General features: G+C 49.1%; 17 protein-coding genes. 12 read left to right on the top strand and 5 right to left on the bottom strand.

Features of this window, described 5'->3' with window-relative positions:
* The first annotated feature begins 2 nt into the window (after positions 1-2).
* The 8 genes from menA (at position 3) to G8768_RS06210 (ending at position 8,991) form a co-directional block, all read left to right on the top strand.
* Complete coding sequence (gene menA / locus G8768_RS06175) at positions 3-890, top strand: 1,4-dihydroxy-2-naphthoate octaprenyltransferase (RefSeq protein ID WP_166849788.1); 888 nt, start codon at positions 3-5, stop codon at positions 888-890.
* A 247-nt stretch (positions 891-1,137) separates the two neighbouring features.
* Positions 1,138-2,388 (top strand): tryptophan synthase subunit beta, encoded by a 1,251-nt coding sequence (trpB, locus tag G8768_RS06180; RefSeq protein WP_166849785.1) that lies wholly within the window; start codon positions 1,138-1,140, stop codon positions 2,386-2,388.
* Positions 2,378-3,148, top strand: coding sequence for a tryptophan synthase subunit alpha (trpA, locus tag G8768_RS06185; protein ID WP_166849782.1), 771 nt, complete (start codon positions 2,378-2,380; stop codon positions 3,146-3,148). Before trpB ends, trpA begins: the two co-directional genes overlap by 11 nt.
* A 114-nt stretch (positions 3,149-3,262) precedes the next feature.
* Positions 3,263-4,000: a phosphoglycolate phosphatase gene (locus G8768_RS06190; protein ID WP_166849779.1), complete on the top strand. Its 738-nt coding sequence runs from the start codon at positions 3,263-3,265 to the stop codon at positions 3,998-4,000.
* Positions 4,001-4,214: 214 nt separating this feature from the next.
* On the top strand, positions 4,215-4,601 hold the full coding sequence (locus tag G8768_RS06195) for a GIY-YIG nuclease family protein (RefSeq protein WP_208020081.1): 387 nt from the start codon (positions 4,215-4,217) through the stop codon (positions 4,599-4,601).
* A 397-nt stretch (positions 4,602-4,998) separates the two neighbouring features.
* Positions 4,999-6,480 carry an anthranilate synthase component I gene (gene trpE, locus G8768_RS06200; protein ID WP_166849776.1) on the top strand — a complete coding sequence of 494 codons (1,482 nt, stop codon included), beginning with the start codon at positions 4,999-5,001 and terminating at the stop codon, positions 6,478-6,480.
* Between the two features lie 217 nt (positions 6,481-6,697).
* Entirely contained in the window at positions 6,698-8,110 is a 1,413-nt protein-coding gene (locus G8768_RS06205) for a mannose-1-phosphate guanylyltransferase/mannose-6-phosphate isomerase (RefSeq protein WP_184679355.1), read from the top strand.
* An 80-nt stretch (positions 8,111-8,190) separates the two neighbouring features.
* Positions 8,191-8,991 (top strand): SH3 domain-containing protein, encoded by an 801-nt coding sequence (locus G8768_RS06210; protein WP_166849773.1) that lies wholly within the window; start codon positions 8,191-8,193, stop codon positions 8,989-8,991.
* Positions 8,992-9,598: 607 nt separating this feature from the next.
* On the opposite strand, the gene G8768_RS06215 is transcribed toward G8768_RS06210, so the two are convergent.
* The 5 genes from G8768_RS06215 to G8768_RS06235 all read right to left on the bottom strand — a co-directional run bounded on the left by G8768_RS06215 (position 9,599) and on the right by G8768_RS06235 (position 15,179).
* Positions 9,599-10,207, bottom strand: a complete 609-nt coding sequence (locus G8768_RS06215; RefSeq protein ID WP_166849771.1) for a YecA/YgfB family protein — start codon at positions 10,205-10,207, stop codon at positions 9,599-9,601.
* 108 nt (positions 10,208-10,315) lie between these two features.
* Complete coding sequence (locus G8768_RS06220; RefSeq protein ID WP_166849769.1) at positions 10,316-11,605, bottom strand: nucleotide sugar dehydrogenase; 1,290 nt, start codon at positions 11,603-11,605, stop codon at positions 10,316-10,318.
* 27 nt (positions 11,606-11,632) lie between these two features.
* Positions 11,633-13,276: a glucose-6-phosphate isomerase gene (gene pgi / locus G8768_RS06225; protein ID WP_166849767.1), complete on the bottom strand. Its 1,644-nt coding sequence runs from the start codon at positions 13,274-13,276 to the stop codon at positions 11,633-11,635.
* Between the two features lie 70 nt (positions 13,277-13,346).
* Positions 13,347-14,276 carry a UTP--glucose-1-phosphate uridylyltransferase GalU gene (galU, locus tag G8768_RS06230; protein WP_166849765.1) on the bottom strand — a complete coding sequence of 310 codons (930 nt, stop codon included), beginning with the start codon at positions 14,274-14,276 and terminating at the stop codon, positions 13,347-13,349.
* Between the two features lie 489 nt (positions 14,277-14,765).
* Positions 14,766-15,179 carry a DUF6515 family protein gene (locus tag G8768_RS06235; protein WP_166849764.1) on the bottom strand — a complete coding sequence of 138 codons (414 nt, stop codon included), beginning with the start codon at positions 15,177-15,179 and terminating at the stop codon, positions 14,766-14,768.
* A 223-nt stretch (positions 15,180-15,402) separates the two neighbouring features.
* On the opposite strand from G8768_RS06235, the gene G8768_RS06240 reads away from it, so the two are divergent.
* The 4 genes from G8768_RS06240 (at position 15,403) to G8768_RS06255 (ending at position 18,787) form a co-directional block, all read left to right on the top strand.
* Positions 15,403-15,978 carry an anthranilate synthase component II gene (locus tag G8768_RS06240; RefSeq protein WP_166849762.1) on the top strand — a complete coding sequence of 192 codons (576 nt, stop codon included), beginning with the start codon at positions 15,403-15,405 and terminating at the stop codon, positions 15,976-15,978.
* A 43-nt stretch (positions 15,979-16,021) separates the two neighbouring features.
* Positions 16,022-17,053, top strand: coding sequence for an anthranilate phosphoribosyltransferase (trpD, locus tag G8768_RS06245; protein ID WP_166849760.1), 1,032 nt, complete (start codon positions 16,022-16,024; stop codon positions 17,051-17,053).
* 24 nt (positions 17,054-17,077) lie between these two features.
* On the top strand, positions 17,078-17,887 hold the full coding sequence (gene trpC, locus G8768_RS06250) for an indole-3-glycerol phosphate synthase TrpC (protein WP_371315463.1): 810 nt from the start codon (positions 17,078-17,080) through the stop codon (positions 17,885-17,887).
* A gap of 219 nt (positions 17,888-18,106) precedes the next feature.
* Positions 18,107-18,787 carry a hypothetical protein gene (locus tag G8768_RS06255; protein ID WP_166849755.1) on the top strand — a complete coding sequence of 227 codons (681 nt, stop codon included), beginning with the start codon at positions 18,107-18,109 and terminating at the stop codon, positions 18,785-18,787.
* Positions 18,788-18,806: the final 19 nt, after the last annotated feature.

An 18,806-nucleotide genomic window follows, 5' to 3' on the forward strand; every position in this document is an offset into this window, starting at 1 on the left:
TTATGCAACTACAATTCTGGTTGGCCGCTATACGCCCCAAAACCCTGTTGATATCCATCGCGCCAGTATTGCTTGGACAGGTGCTGGTTTTGCAGGAAATCTGCCAAAGTGCTCAACGTGGTCAGGGGCTTTTTAATCCTGGCCTGGCCTTTCTTATTCTCGCTTGTGCCCTGAGTCTGCAAATCGCTGTGAACCTGGCGAATGACTACTATGACTTTGTCTCGGGTGTGGATGGTGCTCAGCGCTTGGGCCCTCTGCGCTTAAGCGAGCAGGGGCTGTTATCCCCCGAAATAATCCACAGGGCATACCTGATATTCCTTGGTTTGGGCATTCTAACCGGTTTATTGTTGCTTTGGCATAGCCACATTTATCTATCGGTGTTGGGGCTTTTGTGTGTGCTTGCGGTAATGGCTTACAGCGCAGGGCCAGCCCCACTGTCCCATAACGCCTTGGGTGAAATAACGGTATTAGTGATTTTTGGTCCGGTAGCCGTTTTGGGAAGCTTTTATGTTCAGTTGGGTTACTTGAGCTTCTCGCTGATCTGGCCCGCTCTGGCCATGGGCTTGTTGGCGGCGGCCATCATGCTGGTGAACAATACGCGTGATAGGGTCAGTGATCAGGCTGCGGGCAAACACACTCTGGCGGCGTATCTTGGTGAGCGAGGCAGTAAATATCTGTACAGCGCCATGCTGTTACTAGCCTTGCTGGCCGCGATGCTGAGCTTGCATCAGCCCACTCGTTACAGCTATATCTTGTTTCCGGCGACGATAACCTTGGTCTGGCTGGTCCATCGGCGTCGAGGTGCTGAGCTGAATCGGCAGCTGGGGCAAACCGCCCTGTTGATGATGTTGTTCAGTGTGACGCTCAGCCTGGACTTGTTGATGGATTGATTTTTGGTCTGAAATGCGCCCGGTGCCTGATGGAATAAGGCAGGCAGAAGCTTGGCAAACACGCTATACCCTTGAATCAACCGCAGCAAAAAACCATAATGTGGCCTGTTTTGCGCCAGGTACCCCGCTGGAAGCCCCAGCATAGCAGCCCTTTTCAGTCCTGATATTGGCCGCCTCGCTGCGGTGGAATTAACCGTCGGTACAACCTGCCTGCACGATAGCAACCATTAACGATAGTAATAGCACTATGGATTTATTTGATTTCGAACCCGGCCGCGAAGGCTACTATGGGGAGTACGGCGGTTGTTTTCTGCCTGAAATTTTGACCACCACGATTGAAGAGCTGAAAGCGGCTTTTCAGGATATCAAGCACGACCCAAGCTTCTGGCAAGAGTTCGAGCAATTAATGCAAAGCTATTCCGGTCGCCCGACACCGGTCAGTTATCTGGCCAATTTGTCGGCCAAGCTGGGCGGCGCCCAGATTTATGTGAAGCGTGAAGATCTTAACCATACCGGCTCCCACAAGATTAACAATGTGATGGGCCAGGGTTTGCTCTGCAAGCGCATTGGTAAAAGCCGGGTTATCGCAGAAACCGGTGCTGGCCAGCACGGCTTTGCGACGGCAACCATGGCAGCGCGATTCGGTTTTGATTGCAAAATTTACATGGGGGCGGTCGATGTTGCTCGCCAGCGCCCGAATGTCTTTTGGATGGAAAACCTTGGCGCCGAGGTTGTGGCTGTTCAAGATGGTCAGCAAACCTTGAAAGATGCTATTAATGAATGCCTGCGTGATTGGGTGACCAATATGCACGACACACATTATGTCCTGGGTACGGCTGCGGGCCCGCATCCGTTCCCTGAAATGGTGAGTTATTTCCAATCCATTATCGGCCGTGAAGCTCGCGGACAGATCCAGAAAATTGCCGGCAAGCTACCGGATCGAGTGTTTGCCTGCGTTGGTGGTGGTTCCAATGCCATGGGTTTGTTCCAGGGTTTCCTGGATGACCAAGCTGTTGAATTGGTCGGTTGTGAAGCTGGTGGTTTAGGGCCCGGTGAGGGTAATCACGCTTCCCGACTGGCTTATAAAGATGCCAGCGTTGGTGTGGCCCAGGGGTTTAAAACCTACTTCCTGCAAAACAAAGATGGCAATATGCTGCACACCAAATCGGTGGCTGCCGGATTGGACTACATCGGCGTAAACCCAGCACTGGTTCATCTGTGGGAACAGAAGCGTGTTCGCTTTGAAGCCGTCACCGATGCCGAAGTGACCGAAGCCCTGAAGTTGTGCATGAAAACCGAAGGTTTGATTCCTGCGCTTGAAAGCTCCCATGCCTTTGCTCGCGCTATCGAAGAAGCGTCCAAGATGAGCAAGGATGAAGTGATTCTGATTAACCAGTCCGGTCGAGGTGACAAAGATATTTTCACCGTTGCCGATGCGTTGGATGACGATCACTGGAAATCATTTATTAAAACAAAGGCCGAGCACTATGGCGCTTAATGAATACATTGCCAGCCGCAAGCAAAATAAAGACTTGCTGCTGATGACCCATGTGGTATGCGGTTACCCCTCGTTTGAAGCCAACCTGAAAGAACTCGAAATCATGGCGGAAGCCGGAGTGGATTTCGTGGAATTGCAGTTTCCGTTTTCCGAGCCTTCGGCCGATGGTCCTTTGTTTGTAAAGGCCAATCAAATCGCGGTTGAAAGTGGTGTTACCGTTGAACAGTGTTTTGAGTTTATGGCGAAGGTTAGTCAGCGCTTTGATTTTAAAGTGTTGATGATGGGTTATTACAACACTGTTTTTAAAATGGGCCATGAGGCCTTTGTTGATGCCCTGAAAGCTGCGGGTGGTTGCGGTTTTATTGTGCCGGATTTGCCACTCGAAGAAGCGAAGCCTTTGCATGATTATGCCAAGACGCAGGATATTGCCCCGATTGTCTTGATGACTCCTACGAATACCGATGAGCGTTTACAAACGATCGCTGAAGCTGCTGACGGTTTTGTGTATGTGGTGGCCCGTCGTGGTGTAACCGGCAGTAAAACGGAAATGGATGCCGAGGTTGGCGAGTTTCTCGACAAGTGCCGAACACTTTCTCCAGTACCCATTGGTGTGGGATTTGGTGTGTCTGCGAAAGAAGATCTGGAGTTCCTTGCCAAGCATGCTGATATGGGCATTATCGGTACCGCTGCCTTAAAAGCCTGGGAGCGCGGAGAAGAAAAAGCCTTGCGCGATTTCTTTGCCAGCCTGGGCTTGCTGTAATAGGTCGACGTGACTCTGCCCGTGAAAATACGCTTTCACGGGCATCTTCTCTGTAACGATCTGTTCGGCGCTTGCTGATCATTCTTAGGCTCTTAAAATATTTAACTTCCCGTTATGCATCCTGATATTTTTCAAGCACTTGATTTTCATACGCCACCCAAGTTAGTCATGTTCGATTTGGATGGCACGCTGGTGGACAGTGCCTACGATATTGCCGCTGCGCTTGATAGCATGCTGGCGATAAACGGTCTGCCTCTGGCGGGTGAATCAAAGGTCAGGCAGTGGGTAGGAAATGGCGCTGAACGTTTGGTGCGTCGAGCTTTGGTTTGGGTGCACCATGGTGATGCAGGGGCTTTGTCGCCTGAGCAATATGAAAATGAAGCGGATCGGTTGCCTGAGCCTGAATTACAACAGTACTTGCAGCAGTTTCTGGAGGCTTATCAGCAAGCACCCATCGACAAGACTGTTCTTTATCCCGGTGTAAAAGAAAGTTTGCAATCGTTGTTTGAGCAAAATATTCAACTCGCCGTCATTACTAATAAACCCATTGCATTGACTTGGCCAATTCTCAAAGGTCTGGGTATTGATCACTTTTTTAGTCTCGTGCTTGGAGGTGATAGCCTGCCTGAAAAAAAGCCCAGCCCATTGCCTCTGCAACATGCTCTCGATTTTTACAAGGTATCTGCGCAGGATTCTGTCATGGTGGGTGATTCCAAAGCTGATATTTATGCAGCGCAAGCGGCTGAAGTAAAAGTTGTAGCGGTGAATTATGGCTACAGCAATGGTGTCCCGGTACAAAACTGGCAACCGAATTGTGTGGTTTCTAATCTGTCTTTAGCGCAAAACGTTTAATTTCTTCGTCTTCATATTATTTTTTAATGTCTTTAGTGCGTATTTTTCTGCGCGGAAGTGTGGTGGCACTTAAAACTTCTCTATGATATTTAAAAACCTGATTTTGGTTACAAGTAAGGTTTTTTACTTCGAATCCGACCATTCGCTCAATTTGCACAACGCAAGCTAAAAATTTTTGATATACCTAAATTGTCACCGAGAAGAAATCAGGGATGTGAATAGATTCTCAGGGCAATTAATTTTCCCGGAAAAGCAGTGCAGTAAGTCCGGCATGTTATCCATTGAAGAGCGAGCAAGGACGGATACTATGTCTTATGTTGTTTATATTCTCGAATGCGCCGATGGCAGTTTTTACACCAGCCATACTGATAATCTGGAAGCGCGATTGAATGAAATAAACGAGGCGGTTGATACCCGCTGTTACACCTATAAACGATTGCCAGTGAAACTGGTTTATCAGGATCAATTTCCCACTCAGGAAGAAGCCAAACGCTCTGAGCGCCGAATAAAGGCCTGGGACCGCAATAAAAAGCAAGCACTGATCGACGGTGATTGGGATAAGATTACAAAACTTGCGAGGCCCAAATCCGCTATGCATTGACTCACGTAAGCCTGTATCGCCTCTGTTGGGCCTGATAGCTAACAGAGGCGCGGCAAAATATTCCAAACAACCTTCTTGCCTCCAATCACATTTCCAAGTCTGGTCAATAGGCTCAAAAGTCAGTAAACTGCCCGCCAACATATCGAAATGCAATCCCAAAGCATTCAAGGAGCCCGGGCTGTGAACAAGCCTATGCAGACCAATAACCACGCCCTCAGCTGGCGATGGCGCCCCTAAGCGAATCTTTTGCAAAGTTCGCAAGCATCTTTGCACCTCTCAAAAATCATTTACATATTAATTATTTAGCCGCAATTCAAATCGCGGTGAGACAGCGTAAAACCTATGCTGGCCTAAGGCGGCAATGTGTTAGCGCTGGAATACATAGCAAGGCAATATCATGAGTTCTATCGATTTAACAGCGCTGGCCCAGGCGGGCTATAACCACGTACCTGTGCAGCGTGAAGTGCTGGCCGATTTGGATACCCCCCTCTCCAGTTACTTGAAGCTGGCCCAGGGGCCCTACAGTTATCTCTTTGAGTCAGTGCAAGGTGGTGAGAAATGGGGACGTTACTCGATTCTGGGTTTGCCTGCTCAAACCATACTGACTGCCAGGGGCGATAGGGTCGACGTACATCGTCACGGGGAATTGATCGAAAGTCATAACTTGGCTGATCCCTTAAGCTTTGTCGAAGAATTCAAGGCCCGTTATCGCAGTCCGGAAATTCCAGGCTTACCTATGTTTACGGGCGGTTTGGTGGGGTATTTTGCTTATGATTGTGTGCGTTATGTAGAGCCAAAATTAAAGCCTCTAGTCAATGAAGATACCATTGGGACACCCGATATTTTGCTGATGGTTTCTGAAGAGATTCTTGTCTTTGATAATCTTTCGGGAAAAATTATCTTGATTAATCACGCTGAAATTTCCGGCGAGCACGACAAAGATCAAGCCGCAGTGCAGGAGGCAGAACAACGCCTTGAAGCACTGGAAAAACGATTGCGGGGGGCGACACCTGCGACTGCCTCCATGTCTTTGGAAGCTCGGGGGGATACCGAAACCGAATTTCGTTCGAGTTTTGGTGAAGAAAACTTTCAGCGGGCTGTCGATAAAATCAAAGATTATGTTTTGAGCGGTGATACCATGCAGGTGGTGGTATCACAGCGTTTGTCCCTGCCTTTCGAAGCTGAGCCTCTGAATCTCTATCGAGCACTTCGCAGTTTGAACCCATCCCCCTATATGTATTTTCTGGATTTGGGTGATCACCATGTCGTGGGCTCCAGCCCGGAAATTCTGGCGCGTTTGGAAAATAATGAAGTGACGGTTCGTCCGATTGCGGGAACCCGTCGTCGAGGTAAAACTCCAGAAGAAGATCTGGAGCTGGAGCAGGATCTGGTGAATGATCCTAAAGAAATTGCGGAACACCTGATGCTGATTGATCTTGGGCGTAACGATGCAGGACGCGTATCGGAAATTGGCAGTGTAAAGCTCACCGATAAAATGGTGGTGGAACGCTATTCCCACGTTATGCATATCACTTCCAATGTGACCGGGCAGTTGCGCGAAGGCTTGAATGCCATGGATGTATTGCGCGCAGCCTTGCCTGCGGGCACTTTATCCGGCGCACCGAAAATACGGGCCATGGAAATTATTGACGAGCTGGAATCGGAAAAACGCGGCATTTATGGTGGCGCTGTAGGTTATCTTTCCTGGAATGGAAATATGGATACCGCCATTGCCATTCGTACGGCAGTGATCAAGGATCAAACCTTGTATGTTCAGGCGGGGGCCGGCGTTGTCGCCGATTCCAAGCCTGAGCTGGAGTGGAAGGAAACCATGAATAAGGCACGTGCCATTTTCCGTGCGGCTGAAATGGTGATCTGATTCCGTCGGATACAATCGTTGATATAGCCGGCCCGTGTTCAAAGCGCGCCGCAAAATGACAAGCCCTTTCGGCGGATTCGGCCATTGGGCTTTCCCGCCTTAAATGTTAGATTTACTCCATATTGCCTGAGTTCATCTTCGGTGCCGGATATCGAGGCGCGCGAATCCCGAGAGATAGCGAAGGTCGCAAATGTATTCTTATTAAAAGGCTTGTTTCATGTCAGCAGCTTTGAACATCGTCATCATGGCAGGTGGCTCCGGAACCCGCATGTGGCCTATGTCGCGTACGGCTTACCCCAAGCAATTCCTGAACCTGAACAGCGATAATAGTATGTTGCAGGAAACCATCCAGCGTCTGCACGGTTTATCGGAAAGCCAGACCACCATCATCACGAATGAAGAACATCGTTTTCTGGTCGCGGAACATCTTCGTCAGCTGAATAAAAAAGCTGAAATCTTACTGGAGCCGGTCGGCCGCAACACTGCCCCAGCTATCGCACTGGCGGCGTTTCGGGCTCAACAGCGTGGTGACGGCGATCAATTGTTATTGGTATTGGCGGCAGACCATGTAATTGAAAACAGCTCGGAATTTCGACGCGTAGTCCAGCAGGCTTTACCTATTGCCCGCGATGGAAAACTGGTGACTTTTGGAATTGTACCGGATAGCCCGGCGACAGGTTACGGCTATATTCGTCAGGGTGAAGCCCAAGCTGAGGCTTATAAAGTTGATGCTTTTGTTGAAAAGCCCGATTTGGCGACTGCCGAACAATACCTGGCCAGCGGTGAATACCTTTGGAACAGCGGAATGTTTTTATTTCGGGCAGATCGCTATCTGGAAGAATTGAAAGAATATCGAGCGGATATTTATCAGGCCTGCGAAGCGGCCTCCCAAAACCTGAGTGCCGATTTGGATTTTTTGCGCATCAATAAAACGGCCTTTGAGGCCTGCCCGGATGATTCCATTGATTATGCGGTTATGGAAAAAACCGATCAGGCAGTGGTATTGCCATTGGATGCTGGTTGGAGTGATGTGGGTAGTTGGTCGGCCCTTTGGGATATTAAGGAAAAAGACCAACATGGCAATGTCCATCAGGGGGATGTGATTGATCGAGACAGCCACAATAATTTTGTGATTACCGAGGAAAAGCTGGTGGCTACCATTGGTGTGGACAATCTTGTGATTGTGGATACCAAAGACGCGGTATTAGTGGCTGACCGAAACCGCGTTCAGGAAGTTAAGGATATTGTTGGCGAGCTTAAGCAGCAGGGGCGCAGCGAGCATGTACAGCACCGGGAAGTGTATCGCCCCTGGGGAAAATACGATTCTATCGATGCGGGTGAGCGTTATCAGGTAAAACGAATTACCGTAAATCCCGGTGCAAAACTGAGTCTGCAAAAACATCATCACCGAGCGGAGCATTGGATTGTAGTCAGCGGTACGGCGAAGGTGACTAATGGCGACAAGACCTTACTGGTCAGTGAAAATGAATCCACTTATATCCCCATCGGCGTGGTTCATTGCCTGGAAAACCCCGGCAAAATCCCTTTGGAATTGATTGAGGTTCAATCTGGCTCTTACCTCGGTGAGGATGATATTGTACGCTTGCAGGACGACTACGGACGGGGTTAAATTAAAATAACGACGGGCTGCAGGTAGCATATGCCCGGCACGGTTTTGAATTCAAAGGCCTGGCGTGGCAAGGAAACCGTATGCCAATCGCGGAACGAGTACACTGGAAGCATTGTCTCTTTCGATTTCTGAGCGGCAGTGTCTTTTATGCAAAGCTGATCGCTTGGTCAAGCGCATTGATGTTGGGTTCTGCCCTGGGGGCTGAATATGGCGCTGTTACTGCGGATGTGGTCAATGTGTATCAAGGCCCTGGCGTGCAATTCCCGCGCGTTGGCCAGCTGCAACGAGGTCAGATTATCAATCGGCTTCGCGTCCAGGACGGCTGGACAGAAATCAGTTTCAGCGATTTTCTCCCCGATGCGAACATGCAACAGCGTGCCTGGATTCGTTCGGGGCATATCACTATCGATCCAATCTCCCAGCGATTGGGGCGGGCCACGAAAAGCAAGCCGGTAGACACTCAAACCAACAGCGACTCTATTCAAGGAGAGCGGCAGACTCCAACTCCGCATCTTGAAACTACGTCCTCTCACGCGGTGCATCCCGTGCGCTTGAATCTGGAGACGGAGCAGCTCAATTGTCAGCGATCCCGGGAGCGTATTACCCAGTGTGATTTCAGTCTGCGCATCGGGTTGTTAGGCAAGGCGGATATTACGAGGGCGAAAGTGCGATGTGAGTCGGAGTTTCTGGTGGAAGTCTCCGGAGGCGACCCTATCCACTACCATTGGCAACAGGAGCAGATCTATCGAATTAAACAAGGCGGTGGAATTTTCAATATGGCCAGTTCTCTTGAAGCTAAGAACGAGTTTGATATTCGAAAAGTCAGCTTGCTTTCCCGTCACTGTGCTGTGACAGCATTTGGTCGTTCGAAAAATAATTAATGTTCAGCGATCGATTTTAATTTGAGTTGTTTAGTAACAAAGTACGATTTTATTTTCTTGGCCGTTTGTTCGTGGTGAACCCGGATTCATCGTTTGATGTCGATACAATGTGTCGGTTAAAAGATGGAGTTTTGTCTCTGGGTAAAGAAAAATCAGTTATTAAAAAATAAAGCGTAAATAGCCACTGATTATAAAAGTCTTTTTGTCCAGCCCCTTATCCATGTTTTGTCGTTTATTTCCCTAATTAGGGTGAAAGCGTGATTTGATTCACACTAATAGTGTTGCCCACATCAAGTTAATTACTTAGACTTCATTCATCTCTCGCTTATTCTTTAAGCCATAAGAGAGTAATTTGAAGCTCAAAAAAATAGACAATGGCGCAAAAAAGCCAGATATGAGTGCTTGAATTATTTTTCAAAAGGTTCATTGCATGAACCAGGGAGATGTCTAAAAAGGACTTTGGAAAAGGCCAAGGGAAATAGGGTGTTCTCTAGGCTTGAATAATGATTCGGATACCATAACGAGTATCTGTTCGCTTATTTTTCAAGTCAGAGGATTGGCGTAAAGCAGCTGCCAGCTTGCGGTTTCGCTTAGGCGAATGGCTGGTTTAGCGCTGCTTTTTTAATCCTTTTTCCGGCTCCTTCTCGTCAGTAACAATAATCTTCTGATAAACGGCTTCCCTGATTTGATTGATCGTAATGATGAGTTGTCGATTGAGATTATTGACCTGTGTTTGTTTTCCGGGGGGCTTTTCCCAATGCCCCAGAAAAGCCTGACTTTGCAAAATATTTTCGAAGTCTTGTTCGGAGTTTTTGCAATGATCTTGCCATTCCCTGCTGTAAAGTTGAGTCCCTAGCAGAAACCCCTGAGCCCATTGACTTCCATTGGGGCGTTCCAGAAACGTTAAGGGCAGAAACAAATCATCCTCCTGAAGACGGGTGCGGACATTTTTCCAGTGTTGAATCATGCAGGCGAAGAATTGAAAAATTTCGTCGCTGCGATAAAAGATTCCACCTGCGGGCAAGTCTCCGCCACCCCAGAGCCATTCGATCCAGTCGGAAATATCGTAATCAATGGGACTCAAATGCAAGGCAGTATAGTATCCATCTGCCTTTTCGATATTCATGGCACCGGGTATTTTGCAAAAGCGAGCCAGTTCTTGCCGAATCAGTTGTTGCTCGGCCTCGCTTGGTAGGTGGACTTTTTGAATTGGCATGGCAAGCGTCCGTCTGCGGGGCTATACATTAAGTGTAGCGTCCTGGGAATCACTCGCCATTGTTCGTAAACAGCAGTGTAAATAATTTACGTATTACCGGCGCTGTATTTATCGGCCCACGCCGTAGTAACTAAATCCAAGTTCTTCAATGAGCTTTTTGTCAAAGACATTACGGCCATCGATAACCAGGGCAGTGTTCATGGCGTCGCGCATGGTTTGATAGTCTGGCGAGAAATACTGTGCCCATTCGGTCAGCAGTAGCAGACCGTCACTGTTCTCAAGCGCTTGCATTTCGTTCTGGCAGAATCTCAATTGGTCATTGTGATGGTGCTTGGCAAAATACATTTCAATATTTGCCATGGCCATTGGGTCGTGTACCTGTACTTTACATCCCTGATTTAACAGAGCATCGATGACTTTCAGGCTTGGTGCGTTGCTGATACTCGCTGTGCCGGGCTTAAAGGCCAGCCCCCAAATGCTGATGGTTTTGCCTTGCAAATTGCAGTCATAGTGGCGCCAAAGCTTACGAAAAGGCAGTTCTTTTTGTTTTTCATTTTCTTCCAGTACGGTACTGAGCAGGCTTGAGTTTCTGGCTTGGCTGAGCGTACCGGCAAGGCCTTCAATGTACTGGGGAAAGTGTTCGCCACCGAAGCCGCAGCCTGGGTTTAAATAGTGTTGTCCAATACGTTCGTCGCTACCCATGGCCTGACGAATAATATCGATGTCGACATCAATTTCATCCGCCAGATTGGCGAGGTCATTGATGTAGGCCAGACGCAAAGCCAGCATGCCGGTAATAGCAAATTTAGTGTATTCCGCTTCCCGGGCGCTCATAAGCAGCCAGCTGTTCACATTTTGGCTGAACGGACGGTACAGGGCGCGAATGTGCATTAATGCCCATTCCTGCTGACAGCCAATAATCAAATGGTCAGGCTTTTTAAAATGTGCCAGCGCGCTACCTGCTGGTAATTGATCCGGGATGTAGGCCATGACTTGTTGATTGCCACTGAGGAAAGCTTGCAGCTTATCGCTGGCACCAATGCCAAAGTTGCTGGCATTCATCACGATCAATTGCCGCTCTTTATCCTTGGCCAGCATGTGGCAAAGTGATTCCGCATACGTCAGCTGTTTGGGGAGAAAGGCCAAAAAGTGCAGCATGGCCATACTTGCGGTTGTGACTTCGCTAAATTGCAGGCGCCCGCTATCTTGCTGTTGTTGGAGTTGTTCGATCAGGCCGGGCTCTTCTTTTACATTGGCTGGTGCATGATCGAGATTGGCAGACTCGCTGTTGTCTCCGCCGGAAAACAAGGGTGTAAACAACACCTCATTGCCCATCTCGGCAAAACAGGCCGCTGCGGTCCAGGCGATTAATTCATTACCCCAAATTGCAATTTTCATAAGCGCTATTAATTATCTTAAATGTCTTTATTGATTGATGGCTTGAATTAATCCGGCGGTCGAGGCATCCAGATTATCCGTCTCGTGTCCATCCAATTGGCCCAATAAATTGGTGGCGACTTGTTTGCCCAGTTCGACACCCCATTGATCGAAAGGGTTGATGCCCCAGATGACCGATTGCACAAACACCTTGTGTTCATACATGGCAATCAGCTGCCCGAAGGTGAAAGGGCTCAGTTCATTGAGCATAATGGTAGTGCAGGGCTGATTGCCCTGATAACGTTTGTGTGCGGGCGCGCTCTGGGCATCTTCCAATACGCTGTCGCCCAGTGCAAGAATTCGGCTTTGGGCAAAGCAGTTGGCCAGATTGAGTTGATGCTGATGGCGCAATTCCTGACTCGCGTCCGGACCGTATCGTTTGGCCGCGACAATAAAGTCACACATCACGGCCTCGGTACCCTGGTGCAGTAACTGGTAGAACGCATGTTGTGCATTGGTGCCAATTTCACCCCACAAAATTGGGCAGGTATTGTAATCAACCGTTTCGCCCTGGCGGTTTACACTCTTGCCATTGCTTTCCATCTCAAGCTGTTCAAGGTAAGCCGGCAAGTTTTTCAAACGTCCATCGTAGGGCAGTATTGCGTGGGCACCAATGTTGAGGAAATTAATATTCCAGATGCCTGTTAAGGCCAGTAGAGCTGGAATGTTTTCTTCCAGTGGCGCCTGACGGAAATGTTCATCCATACTATGCGCGCCGGCCAACATGGTTTTAAAAGCGCTCATGCCCAGCTTTAAGGCAATTAGCAAGCCGATGGCTGACCACATGGAATAGCGCCCACCTGTCCATTCCCAAAACTCCAATTGATTCTGTTTGGGAATTCCCCAAGCCAACATTTTTTCGGGCTTGGAAGAGACGGCAATAAAGTGTCGGGCCACCAATGCCGTTTCGCTGCAATTGGCATTTTGGTTGAGCCACTCTTTAGCTGTGGCGGCATTGGCCATCGTGTCGATCGTCGTAAAGGATTTCGACGCGATCACGAACAGAGTACGCATTGGGTTCAGCACTTTCAGCAGATCGGCTAACTGACTGCCATCCATGGAGCTGACAAAGTGCACATCGATGGCGGCTTGCTGTGCAAGCCTTCCGCTGTCATCTCGGGCGGGTGTTTCAGCTAAAGCGTTGCAGGCCATTAAGGGGCCCAGGTCTGATCCCCCGACACCGATATTCACCACAGTGTCGATGGCTTCGCCGCTGCATCCCCGCCATTGCCCTGAGTGAATCATGTGGACAAGGTCATCCATGCGTTGCAAATTTTGTTGCACATCGATACTGATGTTCTTGCCTTCCAGCCAGCATTCTTTGCCCTCTGGCAAGCGCAGAGCGGTATGCAGGGCGGGGCGATTTTCTGTGTGATTAACTTCAGCGCCTTCAAAGAGTTGTCGGATCCAGTTTGGTAGTTCGCATTGTTCCGCGAGTGCAATCAGTTGCTCAAGAGTGTCACGCTGAAAATGCTGTTTTGAAAAATCCACCAGTAACTCGCCCTGACGAAAGCTGAGCTGCTCAAAGCGTTTTGGGTTTTCACTAAACAATTGGTGAATGGGTTGCTGGCGTTGTTGATCGGCCAGGGCTTTTAAAGCCTGCCACTGAGAACTCTCGCTGATGTTATTCATATTGTTGTTGTATTCATCTCACATAGTATTTGTGATCTTGGGACGTATTGACTTGCGATTTTCGTTTGCTCTAGATCAGGTCTTTTACCAGGGCTCGCAGGCTGTCTTTGGTTTCTGGATGCGCCAAACCATAAACGAGATTGGCTTCGAGATAACCGGCTTTGTTACCGCAGTCATAGCTTTTGCTCTGCATGGTGTAAGCCATTAATTGGCCGCCCTCTTCGATCAAGTTGGCCATCGCATCCGTTAGCTGAATTTCACCACCGGCGCCTGCTTTGGTTTGGGTCAATAATTCCATGACACGAGCGGGAAGAATGTAGCGACCGTTGATGCTCAAATTGGATGGGGCATCCGCAGGCTTGGGTTTTTCCACCATGTCGACAATGTTGGCGCAGCTGCCTGGCGCAGGACTCTGGTCAGCACAGTCGACAATTCCGTAACGTTCGACTTTATCTTCGGGAACCGCTTCCACCATGATTTGGCCACAACCGTGTTGGCGGTAGGCGGCGACCATTTGGCTTAAATCGGAAGCTTGCCCGCTGATATCAGGGATCAGCATGTCTGGCAAAATGACGGCGAAATCTTCATTGGCTACCAAAGGCGCAGCGCAGAGTACAGCATGACCCAGACCCAAGGCTTTGGCTTGTCGGACAGTGCTGATATTAACACCGGCAGGTAAGGTGTGCTGAACGCTCTCCAGAAGATCCTGTTTGTTTTTACGAGACAGTTCGCTCTCCAACTCGTAATGCACGTCGAAGTGATCCTCGATCGCACTTTTGCCGCTGCGGCTCACTAGAATAATTTCAGTAAAACCGGCAGCGGCTGCTTCTTCCACAACATGCTGAATGACGGGCTTGTCAACAACGGGCAGCATTTCCTTGGGAATGGCTTTGCTGGCTGGCAGAACTCGTGTGCCAAGACCGGCGACTGGAATGATCGCTTTGCGCAAAGGTTTCGGCTGTGAGGAAGAAGATGAGTGTGAAGAATTACTGCTTGTCATGAATTAAAAACCCCTGAATATCCATATTGTTGTCTCAGTTGAGAGTGACGCGAATAACAGCAGCCTTGCCTTTCCGCCTAATAAACATTGCCCCGGACTTCTTCCCTGCACCTATTGGTTTGCATACAGGCATCAGACACTTGGGTCGTGTTTTTAAGTATGCGAGTGATTGCTAATTCTGCAAGCACCTTATATTAGGGTATTAGTCTATCATGTCCGTTTTATGTCGCCCACGAACCGCCTGTGAGAACAGAATGATCATGTGGGTAAACCGTCGTCTGATGTGGCCGCTGGTCTGCTCCCGGAAAAGTTGCTGAGGGTTTGAGCAGCTGCGTTCACAGGCTGATAGAGGGTTCAGCAAATGGAAAGTTCCACCGGCGGCGCGAGTATAACGGGAAAGTGCCCGAAGACTGAAAGGGAAATGGCGTCTTATTCTTTGTTTTAGGGCCATGCCATAATCATGGCCCCGGAGTGAGTCGGTTTGTGGGTCTAGATATGAGCTACGACTTTGACGTGCTTTTTGTGCGGTTTCTTGACCAGCACATAGTCATGGTGCTTTTTGTTGTAGCGATAATAATGGCCATTCACCAGGTGGTAGTGCTGACTGTTCACAATCACAATTTTACCTTTGCCCGGTAATACCTTCAGGCGGGCCCCGTGTGGGGTGGCAACGACGGTGTAGTGATTGTCGATGTAGCGGTAAAACAGGCCTCCGGCGACGAAGTAGTGCAACCCCTTCCAGACAAATTTAGCGTGCACTTTTGGGAGTTGGTGGTGATGCCCCCCATGTTTGTGCACGGTGACGGTTTTTACCTTGTGGGCAATGGATTGTTGGCTCAATACAAGGCCGGCGATAAGAGCGATGGAGCTTATTGCGACTTTGGTTGTGGATGATGGCTTCATGGTGCGATCTCCTGTGTGGGTTCTCATTGCTTACACTATTCCAGAACTGTGCAGTAAATATGCAGAAACTGTGAAACAGCAGCCTCAACCCGGGGATTCAAAGGCCGATGTCGGCCCTAATGTTTCGAGTCTTGCCCCTTTATTCCTAAGGCGTTTCAGGGGAAAATACCGCCCCTGATAAAAACCTTTAACAGTCGCCAAACCATAGGATGTCGCAGTCGCCATGATTCTAATGATCGATAACTACGATTCGTTTACCTATAACATTGTTCAGTATCTGGGCGAGTTACAGGCTGATGTTAAGGTGCTGCGTAATGATGAAGTCGATGTAGCGGGAATTGAGGCACTTGCCCCGGAAAAGATCGTGATCTCCCCAGGCCCTTGTACCCCCAATGAAGCCGGGGTCTCTATGGCGGTGATTGAGCACTTTCAGGGCAAATTACCCATTCTGGGGATTTGTTTGGGGCATCAGAGCATCGGCCAGGTATTTGGTGGCGATGTGGTGCGTGCGAAGCAGGTTATGCATGGCAAAACCTCTCCGATTTATCATAACGATCGAGGTGTGTTTTCCGGTCTGGCCAATCCCTTTGAAGCAACCCGCTACCACTCTCTGGTGGTGGAGAAGGACAGCCTTCCCGATTGTCTGGAAGTTACCGCCTGGACTCAAAACGACGATGGCAGCATCGACGAGATTATGGGCCTGCGGCACAAAACTCTGGATATCGAAGGCGTGCAATTTCATCCGGAATCGATTCTCAGTGATCACGGCCATGATCTCCTGAATAACTTTTTACAATAAGCCTGACCTTGGCAAGATGTGAACCAGCAAGAGCAATAAGCCCATGAATATTCAAGAAGCGTTAGGCATTGTGATCCAGCGCCAGGATTTGACGACTGAGCAAATGGCCTCGGTGATGCGACAGATCATGACCGGCCAAGCCACTGAAGCCCAGATTGGCGGTTTTCTGGTGGCGCTGCGTATGAAGAGCGAGAGCCTGGATGAAATTACCGGCGCTGTACAGGTGATGCGAGAGCTGGCCAGTGAAGTGAAAGTGAATGCCGACAATCTGGTTGATATTGTTGGGACCGGGGGGGATGGCGCTAATCTTTTTAATATCTCTTCCGCCGCGAGTTTTGTCGTTGCCGCAGCTGGGGCTCATGTCGCCAAACATGGTAATCGCAGCATTTCCAGTTCATCAGGCAGCGCCGATGTCATCGAAACGGCGGGTATTCGCCTGGATATCTCACCCGAGCAGGTAGCGCGTTGTACGGAAGAAGTCGGTGTCGGTTTTATGTTCGCACCGGCACATCATGGAGCCATGAAATATTCTATTGTCCCTCGTAAGCAACTGGCCCAGCGCACCATCTTTAATATTCTCGGTCCAATGACCAATCCAGCGGGTGTAAAGCGTCTGGTTGTGGGGGTGTTCAACGGTGATTTGTGTCGCCCGATGGCTGAAGTGCTTAGACGCCTCGGTGCAGAGCATGTCATGGTGGTTAACGCCAAAGATGGCCTGGACGAAATTTCCCTGGCGACGACGACCCATGTGGCCGAGTTGAAAAATGGTGAAATCAGTGAATACGAGATCACACCTGAAGATTTTGATATTGATAGCCAAAGTCTGATTGGCTTAACGGTCGACAGTGCAGAGGAGTCTCTGGCATTGATTCGCGATGCCCTCGGCAAGCGCAAAGGGCAGTACGCACAAAAAGCTGCGGATATTGTAGCGCTGAATGCCGGAGCGGCAATTTACGTCAGTGGCCTGGCGGATACCCTGGCAGAAGGCGTCGCCCGAGCCCAGGATACGATTGCCAGCGGTCTGGGTAAGGAAAAGATTGCCCAGCTGGCCGAATTTACCCGTTGCCTGGACTAGGCCCGGCAACCGAATGAGTATGTAATTGTGAGCAGTTTTAAAAAAACGAATACCGTATTGGATAAAATTCTGGCCCGCAAGCTGGAAGAAATTTCTGAGCGCAGCCCCAAGGTCAGTTTGGCAGATCTGCGTGGTTTATCTGAAGAGCAAGGCCCGGCACGAGGTTTTGTTCAGTCTATTGAGCACAAGATCGAAGCGGGTCAGGCTGCTGTGATTGCTGAAATAAAAAAAGCGTCACCCAGTAAAGGTGTGATTCGCGAAGATTTTTTCCCGGCGGATATTGCCCGTAGTTATGAAAAAGGTGCGGCAGCCTGTTTGTCTGTCTTAACGGATGCGGATTTTTTTCAGGGTCATGAAGACTATTTGAAAGAAGCACGCAGTGCGTCCAAATTGCCGGTCATTCGTAAAGACTTTCTGATTCACGAGTATCAGATTCAGGAAGCGCGGGCTATTGGTGCTGATTGTGTGCTACTGATTGTTGCGGCACTGGATGCCTGTCAGCTGCAAGACCTCAATGCTCAGGCACTTGAATTGGGAATGGATGTGTTGGTTGAAGTGCACAATCGCGAAGAGTTGGAGTTGGCCATGGATTTGCCCAATAAGCTGATTGGCATCAACAATCGCAACCTGCATACATTTGAAGTGTCATTGGAAAATACCTTTGCGCTATTGGATGTTATTCCTGATGATCGCATTGTGATTACGGAAAGCGGTATTGCTACGATTGATGACGTCGCTGCATTGCGTGGCCACAATGTTAATGGCTTCCTGGTCGGGGAGACCTTTATGCGAGCAGAAGATCCGGGTCTGAAACTGATGGAGATGTTCCACTAATTCATACTCTCCGATTAGCTCCGCCATGTCGCTAGCGTGGAGTTTTCCGGCTTTCATGGCCGTTGTTTCAAAAGGGCGGCACCCAATGGGTGCTGCCCTTTTATTTTGGGAAGATGAATTATTTGTCATCTTCCCAAAAGATGCCCTTCATCCCTCTTTGGCAGAATCGTTGCTGTTGGAGTTCAGGCTCTGACCTTGATTATTGCTATGGAGGTGAATATGAAATTCCAATCAGGATTTGTTTCGACACGTTTTGCGCTGCTGTCTCTGGCGGCGGCTGCGATGGTATTGCTGAGTCAATGGGCCTATGCTGCTGGAAAAAAAATGGGGCTGGCCGAGGCTATTGAAAAAGGGAAAAAACTGAGTGATGGCACGGTGATGTCGGCCTTCTACGAAGGCAGGAAAGGCGGTGCAGGTGTTTATCGATTGATGGTCTTGCAGGATGGCCTGCCCGGTTTTATTGAGTTGGCGGCTGATACCGGCAAGCAACTAAGCGTTGATGCCAAGGTCAAAGGTCCCCGAAAACCCAATATGGAAAGTGCCCTGAAAGCCGCTGAAAAACTGGTAGAGGGTGAGGTGGAAGGTATCGAGTTTGATCCTGAAACGGGCGATTACTGGGTTGAAATAAAGCTGGATCAAGGTTTTAGTGCTGTGGTGCTGGACGGCGAGAGTTTGAAAATAAAATCCATGGAGCAGCGCATTTTCCACGACAGTAAGTTCTACAAGTTCTCCGGTGATGAGGATATCGATATCGAATTTTTTGACCCCAAAACCCCTTGGTTGATGTTGGGGGATCTCGAAGTTGAAGAGCTTATGATGATGCCGGAAATACCCAAAGATGTACGAAAGCAGATGCTCAAAGAGTTTGAATTGAGCTGCGAGAGCAAAGAACGAGACTAGTTTTTTGAAGAGTGGGCAG

It is taken from the genome of Pseudoteredinibacter isoporae, assembly GCF_011602085.1.
In the GTDB taxonomy this organism is placed as follows: Bacteria; Pseudomonadota; Gammaproteobacteria; order Pseudomonadales; family Cellvibrionaceae; genus Pseudoteredinibacter; species Pseudoteredinibacter isoporae.

What these genes read in the sequence shown, in the direction of transcription:
- trpB (WP_166849785.1), top strand. Translation starts at nt 1,138, where the DNA reads ATGGATTTATTTGATTTCGAACCCGGCCGCGAAGGCTACTATGGGGAG.
- G8768_RS06205 (WP_184679355.1), top strand. Translation starts at nt 6,698, where the DNA reads ATGTCAGCAGCTTTGAACATCGTCATCATGGCAGGTGGCTCCGGAACC.
- G8768_RS06220 (WP_166849769.1), bottom strand. Translation starts at nt 11,605, where the DNA reads ATGAAAATTGCAATTTGGGGTAATGAATTAATCGCCTGGACCGCAGCG.
- G8768_RS06190 (WP_166849779.1), top strand. Translation starts at nt 3,263, where the DNA reads ATGCATCCTGATATTTTTCAAGCACTTGATTTTCATACGCCACCCAAG.
- trpA (WP_166849782.1), top strand. Translation starts at nt 2,378, where the DNA reads ATGGCGCTTAATGAATACATTGCCAGCCGCAAGCAAAATAAAGACTTG.
- G8768_RS06235 (WP_166849764.1), bottom strand. Translation starts at nt 15,179, where the DNA reads ATGAAGCCATCATCCACAACCAAAGTCGCAATAAGCTCCATCGCTCTT.
- G8768_RS06215 (WP_166849771.1), bottom strand. Translation starts at nt 10,207, where the DNA reads ATGCCAATTCAAAAAGTCCACCTACCAAGCGAGGCCGAGCAACAACTG.
- trpD (WP_166849760.1), top strand. Translation starts at nt 16,022, where the DNA reads ATGAATATTCAAGAAGCGTTAGGCATTGTGATCCAGCGCCAGGATTTG.
- galU (WP_166849765.1), bottom strand. Translation starts at nt 14,276, where the DNA reads ATGACAAGCAGTAATTCTTCACACTCATCTTCTTCCTCACAGCCGAAA.
- trpE (WP_166849776.1), top strand. Translation starts at nt 4,999, where the DNA reads ATGAGTTCTATCGATTTAACAGCGCTGGCCCAGGCGGGCTATAACCAC.
- menA (WP_166849788.1), top strand. Translation starts at nt 3, where the DNA reads ATGCAACTACAATTCTGGTTGGCCGCTATACGCCCCAAAACCCTGTTG.
- G8768_RS06240 (WP_166849762.1), top strand. Translation starts at nt 15,403, where the DNA reads ATGATTCTAATGATCGATAACTACGATTCGTTTACCTATAACATTGTT.
- G8768_RS06210 (WP_166849773.1), top strand. Translation starts at nt 8,191, where the DNA reads ATGCCAATCGCGGAACGAGTACACTGGAAGCATTGTCTCTTTCGATTT.
- G8768_RS06255 (WP_166849755.1), top strand. Translation starts at nt 18,107, where the DNA reads ATGAAATTCCAATCAGGATTTGTTTCGACACGTTTTGCGCTGCTGTCT.
- pgi (WP_166849767.1), bottom strand. Translation starts at nt 13,276, where the DNA reads ATGAATAACATCAGCGAGAGTTCTCAGTGGCAGGCTTTAAAAGCCCTG.